The sequence below is a fragment of the Bradyrhizobium uaiense genome, assembly GCF_010811875.1.
Classification (GTDB): Bacteria; Pseudomonadota; Alphaproteobacteria; order Rhizobiales; family Xanthobacteraceae; genus Bradyrhizobium; species Bradyrhizobium uaiense.
In genome coordinates this window covers 1-230 of sequence record NZ_VKHP01001153.1, presented here as the reverse complement: position 1 = coordinate 230, position 230 = coordinate 1, and the positions used below count along the sequence as shown (strand labels likewise).

The following is a 230-nucleotide window of genomic DNA, read 5'->3' as shown; positions in this document are numbered from 1 at the left end:
GGTCTGCGCCACGCCGTTGATCAGGAACTCGCCGCCGGCTGCCGTGCCGTTCGAATCCCACAGCTGCAGCTGATACGAGACATTGCTCGGATCGGACACGTTCACCAGGCTCGAGAGCGCAATCTGCGCACCGGCCGTGGTGCTGGGCACGCCCGATACACTCAGCGTCGGCGCCGCCACCGAGACCGTAAACTGCTGCCAGCTACCTAGCGCGCCGTTGTTTTGAACGA

At 64.3% G+C, this 230-nt stretch carries 1 protein-coding gene; it reads right to left on the bottom strand.

The window, feature by feature from the left end:
* A partial coding sequence (locus tag FNJ47_RS49135) for a hypothetical protein (RefSeq protein WP_163163876.1) occupies positions 1-230 on the bottom strand: 230 nt, incomplete at both ends.